A 9,818-nucleotide genomic window follows, 5' to 3' on the forward strand; every position below is an offset into this window, starting at 1 on the left:
CCCCGCCGTTGGCCGCGTCTCGCCCGATTACTACTGCATGGACGGCACCATCCCGCGCAAGGAACTGCCGCGCGTGTTGGCCGGCATGCGCGAGCTGTCGGAAAAATACGGTCTCGGCGTCGCCAACGTTTTCCACGCCGGCGACGGCAATCTGCATCCGCTCATTCTCTACGATGCCAACGTGCCGGGCGAACTCGACAAGGCCGAAAGCTTCGGCGCCGACATTTTGCGGCTCTGCGTCAAGGTCGGTGGCGTGCTCACCGGCGAGCATGGCGTGGGGGTCGAGAAGCGCGACCTGATGCCGGAAATGTTCAACCAGGTCGACCTCGACCAGCAAATGCGCGTCAAATGCGCTTTCGACCCCAACCATCTTCTCAATCCCGGCAAGGTCTTCCCGCAGCTGCGCCGCTGCGCCGAACTGGGCCGCATGCACGTGCATCGGGGCCAAGTGGCGTTCCCGGACATTCCGAGGTTTTGAGCGGATATGTCGGCGCGCGAACACCCCCCTCTGTCCTGCCGGACATCTCGCCCTCAAGGGGGGAGATTGGCTGTTTGTGCGCTTCGGCTTTTCTTCAACGCAGAAGATTGGCGAAACCCTGCGCGACATCTGATCGCCCCCCTTGAGGGGGAGATGTCCGGCAGGACAGAGGGGGGCGCGACGGAACTCGGCCTATCCTGTCTCCCCCACTTCGCGGGGGCGAGGAAAGGCGCGAACTCATGACCACCTTCACCCCACTTACCCCAGCCGAAGTCCTCTCCACCGTTGCCTGGGCGGCGGCGGAGGAAACATCGCTCGAAATCCTCGGCCACGGCTCCAAGCGCGGCATCGGTCGTCCGTTGCAGACCGAGCATACACTCGACCTGTCGAAACTCTCAGGCGTGACCCTCTACGAACCCGCCGAACTGGTGCTGTCGGCAAAGGCCGGCACGCCGCTGGCCGATATCGAAAGGCTGCTGGCGGACAACGGTCAGCAGTTCGCCTTCGAGCCGATGGATTACGGCCCGCTGCTCGGCGGCGAGCCGGGAAAAGGCACCATTGGCGGCGTGCTCGGCGCCAACCTGTCCGGTCCGCGCCGGCTGAAGGCGGGCGCCGCGCGCGATCATATTCTCGGCATCAACGTCGTCTCCGGTCGGGGCGAAGCGTTCAAGTCGGGCGGCCGCGTGGTCAAGAACGTCACCGGCTACGATCTGTCGAAGCTGATGGCCAACAGCTGGGGTACATTGGCCGTCTTCACCGACCTCACCTTCAAGGTGCTGCCAGCCGCCGAGACCGAAGTCACGCTCGCCGTCCGTGGCCTGCTCGACGATGCCGCCTGCGCCGCCATGGCCCTGGCGCTCGGCTCCAGCGCCGAAGTGTCGAGTGCCGCCCATTTGCCGGAGCGCATTGCCGCGCGCGTCGCGGGCGGAGCGCTCGGCACTGAAGCCGCCACGCTGCTGCGCGTCGAAGGCTTTGGCCCGTCCGTTGACTATCGCATTGCAGCGCTGAAAACACTGCTCGGCAAGGCCGGCCCGCTGGACGAGATTACCAGCGAGACCTCCAAGGCAATCTGGCGTGATATCAGGGATATCAGGCCCTTCGCGGACGGCAGCGGGAAGCCGGTCTGGCGGGTCTCTATGACGCCTGCGCAGGGCCACCAGATGGTCCTGACGCTGCGCATGCAGGCCGCCGTCAGCGCCTTCTATGACTGGCAGGGTGGGCTGGTGTGGCTGCGTATGGAAGAGGGGGATCCGGAAGCCGCTTTGCTGCGCGGTCTCTTGAGAAAACACGGCGGCGGCCACGCGACGCTGGTGCGCGCCGCGCCTGCCCACCGCGCTGCCTTGCCGGTGTTCGAACCGCAGGCGCCGGCGCTGGCGGCACTCAGCCAGCGGCTGAAGCAGGAATTCGATCCGAAGAACATCCTCAATCCCGGCCGCATGGCCTAGGACATCAGAGATGCAGACCAATTTTTCGCCCGCACAGCTAGCTAATCCGCATGTCGCCGAGTCCGAAAAAATCCTGCGCAAATGTGTCCATTGCGGCTTCTGCACCGCCACCTGCCCGACCTATGTGACGCTTGGCAACGAGCTCGATTCGCCGCGCGGGCGCATCTACCTGATCAAGGACATGCTGGAGAACGGCCGTCCCGCCGACAAGGAAATCGTCACCCATATCGATCGTTGCCTGTCCTGCCTCGCCTGCATGACGACATGCCCCTCAGGCGTGAACTACATGCATCTGGTCGACCATGCCCGCGCCCATATCCAGCAAACCTACAAGCGGCCGCTGCTCGACCGGTTGACCCGCGCCATGCTCGCCTTCGTACTGCCCTATCCCCGTCGCTTCCGCGCCGCGCTCAAACTAGCGAAGCTCGGCAAGCCGTTCATCGGCCTGTTCGAAAAAATCCCGGCGCTGAAGCCGCTCGGCGCGATGCTCAAGCTCGCGCCGGCATCAATCCCGGCAGCCTCGCCGATGGCCTTGCCGGGCATCCATGCCGGACAGTTAGCGAAAAGAGGACGCGTGGCCATCCTGACCGGCTGCGCGCAATCGGTGCTGGATCCCGGCATCAACGATACGGCCATCTCGCTGCTGACACGGCTCGGCGTCGAGGTTGTGGTGCCGCCGGGCGAGGGCTGCTGCGGCGCACTGGTTCATCATATGGGACGGGAGGAAGCCGCTCTTGCTTCGGCCAGGCAGAATGTCGATGCCTGGACCCGTGCCATCGATGAGGGCGGGCTCGACGCCATCATCATCACCGCGTCGGGCTGCGGCACGACGATCAAGGATTACGGCTTCATGCTGCGGCTCGATCCGGCCTATGCCGACAAGGCCGCGCGCGTGTCGGCGCTGGCCAAGGACATCACCGAGTATCTGTCCGCCATCGATCTGCCCGAACCGGTGCGCAAGCCGGGCGCGGTCGTCGCCTATCACTCGGCCTGCTCGATGCAGCACGGCCAGAAGATCACGCGTCAGCCGAAGGAACTGCTCGCCAGGGCCGGTTTCATCGTGCGCGAGCCGCGCGAGGGCCATCTCTGTTGTGGCTCGGCCGGCACCTACAACATTCTGCAGCCCGAGATTTCGGCCAGGCTGCGCGACCGCAAGGTGAAAAACATCGAGGCGACGGGCGCCGCGATCGTCGCCACGGGCAATATCGGCTGCATCACGCAGATCGCGTCCGCTGCCAGGATGCCGGTGGTGCACACGGTCAAGCTGCTCGACTGGGCCTATGGCGGGCCGCGACCGGAAGGCGTCTCCGAGGAAAGGCTGGTTGCGGCTGAGTAGCGCGGCGTTGCCCCTGTCAGAGTTACGGCAAATCCCCCTCATCCGGCCGCTTCGCGGCCACCTTCTCCCCGTCGGGGAGAAGAGGTTGACGCCGGCGGTGATAGTCTCCTCTCCCCTCGGGGAGAGGTCAGCCGAGCAAAGCGGAGGCTGGGTGAGGGGGGTGACGCCGCCCTGTCTTATTCCGCCGCCAGCCTGTCGGCCGTGCCGTAGGTCGCCTCGTAGAGCGCGCGCTGGCGGCTGAGCGCGACCATCGTGTTGCGCAGCAAGATGGCCACCGTGATCGGGCCGACGCCGCCTGGAACCGGGGTGATCCAGGAGGCCACGTGCTTGACGCTGTCGGTGTCGACGTCGCCGACGACGCGGCTGGTGCCATCAGGCCCGATTTCGGAATTGATGCCGATGTCGATGACGGCCGCACCTGGCTTCACCATGTCGGCCTTGATCAGCCTTGGCTTGCCGACGGCGACGAACAGCGCGTCGGCGCGCCGCGCATGGGCGGCGACCGACCGGGTCATGTGATGGCAGACCGTCACGGTCGCGCCTTCGCTCATCAACAGGAAGGCGATCGGCTTGCCGACGATTTCCGAATGGCCGACGACGACCACTTCCAGTCCCTTGAGGTCGAGGCCGGTTTCCTTGAGCAGTTCGACCGAGGCCGCGGCCGTGCAGGGCGCGAGGTCGAGCTGGTTGTAGACGATGTTGCCGATCGAGGCCGGGTGCATGCCCTCGACATCCTTCAGCGGATGCACCGCTGCCTGCAGCGTCTTGACCGGGATATGCGCGGGAACCGGCCGCTGGATGATGATGCCGGTGACGCGCGGATCGGCGTTCAGCCCGTGGATGGCTGCTTCCAGCTCACCCGAGGTGATGGTGGCGGGAAAGCGCCGCTCCTCGAAATCGATGCCGGCGAGCTGAGCCTTGGCGCGCTGGTTGCGTACATAGACATCGACCGCGTCGGTATCGCCGACGGTGATCGAGATCAGCTTGGGCGGGAAACCCTCGGCTTTGGCAATGGCCGCGTCCTCGCGCACGGCGGCGATGATGCGCTGGGCGACCGGGCCGCCCTTGAGATAGCGGCTGTCGTCGGAGAGGGACATAGCTCGAACCTTTGGTGGGAAGATTGTGCACTGCAATAGCAGAGCATGGCCCGGAAATCAGCCCTGAAAGCGAAACACCGTGCCTCCGGGGCGACCTGTCGCACCGTGAAACGAAAAGGGCAGCCCGGTTACCCGTGCTGCCCTCTCGTGACTGGCCGTATCCCCACACGGCCCGTCCCCCGTTAACTCGCCGCCAGTCTAAGCACGTCTTCCAGAAGCGCGCTATGGCTTGAGGGCAACAGCGCGCAAAAACCTGCTCAGCACTGCTTAACCGGCTGATTCGCTATCATTATATCACCTCGACCGTGGTTCCGACATTGACCCGCTCATAAAGGTCGACCACGTCCTCGTTGCGCATGCGGATGCAGCCCGACGACACCGCGCCGCCGATCGTCCAGGGCTGGTTGGTGCCGTGGATGCGGTACTCCGTCGTGCCGATATAGAGCGCGCGCGCGCCGAGCGGGTTTTCCATCCCGCCGGCCAGATAAGTCGGCAGGTAGCGGCCCTTGGCCGCCTCGCGCTTGATCATCTCCGCAGGCGGACGCCAGTCCGGCCAGACGCGCTTGTTGGTGATCTTGTGGGTGCCCGACCATTCGAAGCCGGGCTTGCCGGTGCCGACGCCGTAACGCCGCGCCTTGCCGTTCTTCTCGACCAGATAGAGGAAATTCTGCGTGGTATCGATGACGATGGTGCCTGGCTTCTGGCCTCCGTCATAAGCGACTTCCTGCGGCAGGTAGACCGGGTTGATCTGCGGGCGCATGACCATGCGCTTGGCCGGCGCCTGCACGCCCGCCGTCTGCACACGGTCGGGCTGCGCGGTGCGCTGGCGCGGCTGCTGCACGGCCTGTCGGTTCTGCCGCACGATGCCCGGCGCATGGCCAAGCTGCAGCACCCAGGGCGCGGAAAGGTCGGGGCTCACCATCACCGGCGGCCTGTCGGCATAGCGGTCGTCGGCAAGGGAGGGCATGACGCTTGCGGCAAGCACCGCCGCGCTGAACAACGGAAGCAGGAATTTCATCGGGAACGCACCTTGATAGCCTGATACGCCGGGCAAGAACGCTCCCGGTTTGCGCGATCATTGGCGGCGAGCAGCAACCGAAACATGAATCGGAATGCGTAAAATGCGGTTCTGTCAGTAAACCTTTTGGTGTGGTTACCGCCGGGTTCAGGAATCTGGTAAAGCCACGGTAAAAGCAGCGCGGAAGCGCGTTAACGGATGGATCTCTTGAGATGAGCAATGAAAACACCGGCCTGCTTGCCGGTCCTGACGGTGTCGTGCGCTGCTTCTGGCATGGCAATCTGCCCGACTATCTGCACTACCACGACCATGAATGGGGCCGGCCGGTGGCCGACGACCGTAGGCTGTTCGAGAAGATCTGCCTCGAAGGGTTTCAGTCGGGCCTCTCATGGCTGACCATTTTGCGCAAGCGGGAGAATTTTCGCGAGGCCTTCGCCGGCTTCGACTTCGACAAGGTCGCCGCCTTCACCGACAAGGATGTGGAACGCCTGCTCGGCAATGCCGGTATCATCCGCCATCGCGGCAAGATCGTCTCGACCATCAACAACGCCAAACGCGCCCGCGAAATGGTCGACGAGTTCGGCTCGCTGGCCGCCTGGTTCTGGAGGTTCGAACCCGGCAAGGAGGAACGGCCGCAAACCGTCGATCTCGCCCATCTGCGCGCCAACCCGACCACCGCGGTTTCCGTGCGGATTTCGAAGGACCTGAAGAAGCGAGGCTGGAGCTTCGTCGGCCCGACCACGGTCTACGCCTTCATGCAGGCCATGGGGCTGGTCAACGACCATCTCGAAGGCTGTGTATGCCGCAAGCAGGTCGAGAAGCAGCGGAAGGCTTTCAAGCGGCCGAAATAGCTGCTTTTTCCTTCTCCCCGTTCACGGGGAGAAGGTGGCCGAAGGCCGGATGAGGGGCGGCGCCGACCTTCCCAGGTGTCGCGCTGCCCTCACTTCTCGAACCGTCCCTTGTGTCCGCTGCCATTGATGTCCCACACCAGGCTGCGGCCTGAAATGCTCAGCACAAGGCCGCTGAAACCGCTGTCGTCGGGCGTATGATGCGTCGATGCCGAACTGCGTCCGGCGGGGATGACCTCGACCGTCGAGCCCTTTTTCACCCAACAGCCCTTACCGTACTGGTCATTGGCGCCATAGGCGAGCATGAACTCGAAGCTGCCGTCCTTCTTCAGCAGCAGTTCGGAGCCGACCTCCATGACGCCGCGCAGGTAGTAATGGCCGGCAAGGCCCGCGTCCCCCGGCTTGCAGCCTGCGGCGCTGGCCGGATTGGCCGCCCCAAGTAAAAACGCGCAGCCAAGCGCGTATGCGTAGCCCAGTCGCATGCTCAATCCCCTGATCAAGAATGAAAATCGCATCCAGCGAAACGGACGGTTTCAGGTGCCGTTGGCGCCGGCCAGGAACAGCCCGGCGACGATTGCCGCCACGGTGGCCACTGTCGGATAGATCACCAGCAGGCCGGTCACCAGGGCGTCGCGCAGGGAAGATCCCTTGCCGGTGTCGGCGGGTACATCGAACGGCCCGGCCGCCTGGCCAGCCATTTTCGGTGCATGGGTGCCCGCAGGGCGCAAGCGTGTGGGCAGTTCACCGGCCTCGCCGTTGGCCTGGAATTCCGTTGCACTGGTCATGTCCTGAACCCCTTCGTTTCGATGCGCTGTATCGGCCGCGATTGTGTCGGCACGATGCCGCGCTCATGGCGGCATTGTTTCACTTCTGGCGTGTTTTTGTTTCAGAGGGTTTCGATTTTTCCTGATCTCGTCGGGTGCGCCGCGGGGCGCCAACCCTTGCCGCTCCCGGCTTCATCGGTTAGGAAACGCGCGCTGTGGAACGCGGTAGATTTACCGCGCCACGAAGTCATGAACCATCGGGTGCCCAGATTATGGCCGACAAATCGGAAAAGACGAAAGCGCGGCTGCCGCGCGGGTTTGCCGACCGCGGCGCCGAGGACATCCGCGCCGTCGAGAAGATGATGGCGACGATCCGCTCGGTCTATGAGCTCTATGGCTTCGAGCCGGCCGACCAGCCGCTGATCGAATACACCGATGCGCTCGGCAAATTCCTGCCCGACCAGGACCGGCCGAACGAAGGCGTGTTCTCCTTCCAGGACGATGACGACCAGTGGCTGTCGCTGCGCTACGACCTAACAGCGCCGACGGCACGCTTCGTCGCCGAGAATTTCGAACGCCTGCCCAAGCCATACCGCAGCTACCGGTCCGGCTGGGTGTTCCGCAACGAAAAGCCCGGCCCCGGCCGCTTCCGCCAGTTCATGCAGTTCGACGCCGATACGATCGGCACGCCGGGCGTTGCGGCGGATGCAGAGATGGCGATGATGATGGCCGACGTCATGGAAGCGCTCGGCATCAAGCGCGGCGACTATGTCATCCGCGTCAACAACCGCAAGGTGCTGGACGGCGTGCTGGAAGCAATCGGCCTTGGCGGCGAGGAGAATGCCGGTCGTCGGCTGACCGTGCTGCGTGCCATCGACAAGCTGGACAAGCTCGGCGCGGAAGGTGTCCGGCTTCTGCTTGGCCCAGGGCGTTGGGATGGCGGCAAGGAAGGCGAGGGCGACTTCGCCAAGGGCGCCGGGCTGAACGATACTCAAGCCCAAGCCGTCCTTCTGGCGACGGCGCGCAATGCGCAGGCCGGCCAGGATGCCAGCGTCAGCGGCAACACGGTCTACCAGGAGGGCGTCGGCGAACTCGCGACGATCGAAGCCTTGGTCAGGGCCGCCGGATACGGCGAGGACCGCATCGCCATGGACCGTTCCGTCGTGCGCGGCCTGGAATATTACACGGGTCCCGTCTTCGAGGCCGAACTGCTGGCCGAGATCCCCAATGAGGACGGCCAGATCGTACGCTTCGGCTCGGTCGGTGGCGGCGGCCGCTATGACGGATTGGTCTCACGCTTCCGCGGTGAGCCGGTGCCGGCGACGGGCTTTTCCATCGGCGTCTCCAGGCTGATGACGGCGCTGAAGAACCTTGGCAAGCTCGGAAGCGCCGACGTGATCGCGCCGGTTGTCGTGCTGGTCATGGACAAGGACACGGAAAGCCTCGGCCGCTACCAGAAGATGGTGGCGGAACTGCGCGCCGCCGGCATCCGCTCCGAAATGTACCTCGGCGGCGCCGGCATGAAGGCGCAGCTCAAATATGCCGACCGTCGCGGCTGTCCGGTCGCCATCATTCAGGGCGGCGACGAGCGCGCCAAGGGTGAACTGCAGATCAAGGACCTGATCGAAGGCGCGCGCATGTCCGCCGAAATCACCGACAATGCCGAATGGCGCGCCGCGCGCCCGGCGCAGGTGACGGTGGCGGAAAGCGAGCTGGTCGCCGAAGTGAAGAAGATCTTGGCGGCGCAGGCCCAGGAGCGGACCAAGTGACGAGCGCCGCGCGCTCTTGTCCTTCTCCCCTTGTGGGAGAAGGTGGCCTCGCGAAGCGAGGTCGGATGAGGGGTGTTCCAGGGAACGCAAACGCTTCATTCCGACACGCACCCCTCAACCGTCTCGGCGCTGCGCGCCGATCCACCTTCTCCCACAGGGGGAGAAGGGAAGGGCGCGGCATATGACCTCCCGCTACCCCGCCATATCAGCCGACATCATCGCGCTCTTCGCAACCCGCAACACGCATGCGGTGGAAGTTGCCGTGCTGCAGCCGGCCGATCCGTTCCTCGACATGGCCGGCGAGGATCTGCGCCGGCGCATTTTCCTTACGGAGAGCGAGACTGGGCAGACGCTCTGCCTGCGGCCCGAATTCACCATTCCGGTCTGTCTCGACCACATAACCAGCCAGGCCGGCACGCCGCGCCGCTATTCCTATCTCGGCGAGGTGTTTCGCCAGCGCCGCGAGGGCGGCAACGAGTTCTTTCAGGCCGGCATCGAGGATCTCGGCGACCGCGACACGGCTGAAGCGGATGCCCGCTCTGTCGCTGACGCGCACGCACTGCTTTCGCTGGTGCTGCCCGGCAGGCCGCTGGTGGTCACGCTCGGTGATCAGGGCATCTTCGAGGCGGTGCTGGCGGCACTCGGCCTGCCGCGCGGCTGGCGCATGCGGCTGGCGCGCGCCTTCGGCTCGGCGCCGATGCTGGAGGCGGCACTCGCCGATCTCGCCAACCCGCCGCGCAACGGCCAGCTCTCCGGCCCGGTCGCAGCGCTTGTCCTCGACGGTGATCTGGACGGCCTTTCCCAGCACATTGCCGGCGGCATGGAGGAGGCCGGCCTCTCGGCATCGGCCGGCCGCGCGCCGTCGGACATCGCGCGGCGGCTCATCGAGAAGGCCGAGTTGCGCAGCGTGCGGCTGTCGAACGAGGCCTTCGCGGCGCTGAAAGGTTTTCTGGCCATCGACGTGCCGCTCGATGGCGCGGGCAGTTTTTTTTTCCAGCGCCGCACCCAATGAAAGTCCGGCGCCGGCGGCGAAGGTTTCCAATGCCTGGGCCGCGCCAAGGCG

Annotated in this window: 9 protein-coding genes and 1 pseudogene; 6 read left to right on the forward strand and 4 right to left on the reverse strand. The window is 65.0% G+C overall.

The annotated features are described in order from the left end of the window. From EOA36_RS16805 to glcF, 3 genes are all read left to right on the forward strand, one after another. Nucleotides 1-478 (forward strand): FAD-linked oxidase C-terminal domain-containing protein (locus EOA36_RS16805; RefSeq protein ID WP_281040061.1); only part of this gene is annotated, 478 nt, incomplete at its 5' end. 239 nt (nt 479-717) lie between these two features. Next, complete coding sequence (locus EOA36_RS16815) at nt 718-1,923, forward strand: FAD-binding protein (protein WP_127278589.1); 1,206 nt, start codon at nt 718-720, stop codon at nt 1,921-1,923. 10 nt (nt 1,924-1,933) lie between these two features. Beyond that, entirely contained in the window at nt 1,934-3,259 is a 1,326-nt protein-coding gene (gene glcF, locus EOA36_RS16820) for a glycolate oxidase subunit GlcF (protein WP_127278590.1), read from the forward strand. A gap of 176 nt (nt 3,260-3,435) precedes the next feature. Here glcF and EOA36_RS16825 read toward each other — a convergent pair whose 3' ends face one another. Beyond that, nucleotides 3,436-4,356, reverse strand: a complete 921-nt coding sequence (locus EOA36_RS16825; protein WP_127278591.1) for a bifunctional 5,10-methylenetetrahydrofolate dehydrogenase/5,10-methenyltetrahydrofolate cyclohydrolase — start codon at nt 4,354-4,356, stop codon at nt 3,436-3,438. Between the two features lie 289 nt (nt 4,357-4,645). Beyond that, the gene (locus tag EOA36_RS16830) at nt 4,646-5,374 is read right to left on the reverse strand and encodes a L,D-transpeptidase (RefSeq protein ID WP_127278592.1); all 729 of its coding nucleotides are present in this window, start codon (nt 5,372-5,374) and stop codon (nt 4,646-4,648) included. Nucleotides 5,375-5,586: 212 nt separating this feature from the next. On the opposite strand from EOA36_RS16830, the gene EOA36_RS16835 reads away from it, so the two are divergent. Further along, nucleotides 5,587-6,225 (forward strand): DNA-3-methyladenine glycosylase I, encoded by a 639-nt coding sequence (locus EOA36_RS16835; protein WP_127278593.1) that lies wholly within the window; start codon nt 5,587-5,589, stop codon nt 6,223-6,225. A gap of 89 nt (nt 6,226-6,314) precedes the next feature. Here EOA36_RS16835 and EOA36_RS16840 read toward each other — a convergent pair whose 3' ends face one another. Continuing rightward, on the reverse strand, nt 6,315-6,704 hold the full coding sequence (locus EOA36_RS16840) for a hypothetical protein (RefSeq protein ID WP_127278594.1): 390 nt from the start codon (nt 6,702-6,704) through the stop codon (nt 6,315-6,317). A gap of 51 nt (nt 6,705-6,755) precedes the next feature. Continuing rightward, complete coding sequence (locus tag EOA36_RS16845) at nt 6,756-7,007, reverse strand: hypothetical protein (protein ID WP_127278595.1); 252 nt, start codon at nt 7,005-7,007, stop codon at nt 6,756-6,758. A 251-nt stretch (nt 7,008-7,258) separates the two neighbouring features. Here EOA36_RS16845 and hisS point away from each other — a divergent pair, with 251 nt between their 5' ends. Both hisS and EOA36_RS16855 read left to right on the forward strand, forming a co-directional pair. After that, a complete protein-coding gene (gene hisS / locus EOA36_RS16850) occupies nt 7,259-8,755 on the forward strand; it encodes a histidine--tRNA ligase (protein WP_127278596.1) in 1,497 nt (498 codons plus the stop codon). 181 nt (nt 8,756-8,936) lie between these two features. Continuing rightward, nucleotides 8,937-9,734, forward strand: a pseudogene (locus tag EOA36_RS16855) (ATP phosphoribosyltransferase regulatory subunit); the annotation flags it as partial. Nucleotides 9,735-9,818: the final 84 nt, after the last annotated feature.

Origin of the sequence: Mesorhizobium sp. M8A.F.Ca.ET.021.01.1.1 (genome assembly GCF_003998025.1) — a bacterium.
Taxonomy (GTDB): Bacteria; Pseudomonadota; Alphaproteobacteria; order Rhizobiales; family Rhizobiaceae; genus Mesorhizobium.

What these genes read in the sequence shown, in the direction of transcription:
- EOA36_RS16815 (WP_127278589.1), top strand. Translation starts at nt 718, where the DNA reads ATGACCACCTTCACCCCACTTACCCCAGCCGAAGTCCTCTCCACCGTT.
- EOA36_RS16840 (WP_127278594.1), bottom strand. Translation starts at nt 6,704, where the DNA reads ATGCGACTGGGCTACGCATACGCGCTTGGCTGCGCGTTTTTACTTGGG.
- glcF (WP_127278590.1), top strand. Translation starts at nt 1,934, where the DNA reads ATGCAGACCAATTTTTCGCCCGCACAGCTAGCTAATCCGCATGTCGCC.
- EOA36_RS16835 (WP_127278593.1), top strand. Translation starts at nt 5,587, where the DNA reads ATGAGCAATGAAAACACCGGCCTGCTTGCCGGTCCTGACGGTGTCGTG.
- EOA36_RS16845 (WP_127278595.1), bottom strand. Translation starts at nt 7,007, where the DNA reads ATGACCAGTGCAACGGAATTCCAGGCCAACGGCGAGGCCGGTGAACTG.
- EOA36_RS16825 (WP_127278591.1), bottom strand. Translation starts at nt 4,356, where the DNA reads ATGTCCCTCTCCGACGACAGCCGCTATCTCAAGGGCGGCCCGGTCGCC.
- hisS (WP_127278596.1), top strand. Translation starts at nt 7,259, where the DNA reads ATGGCCGACAAATCGGAAAAGACGAAAGCGCGGCTGCCGCGCGGGTTT.
- EOA36_RS16830 (WP_127278592.1), bottom strand. Translation starts at nt 5,374, where the DNA reads ATGAAATTCCTGCTTCCGTTGTTCAGCGCGGCGGTGCTTGCCGCAAGC.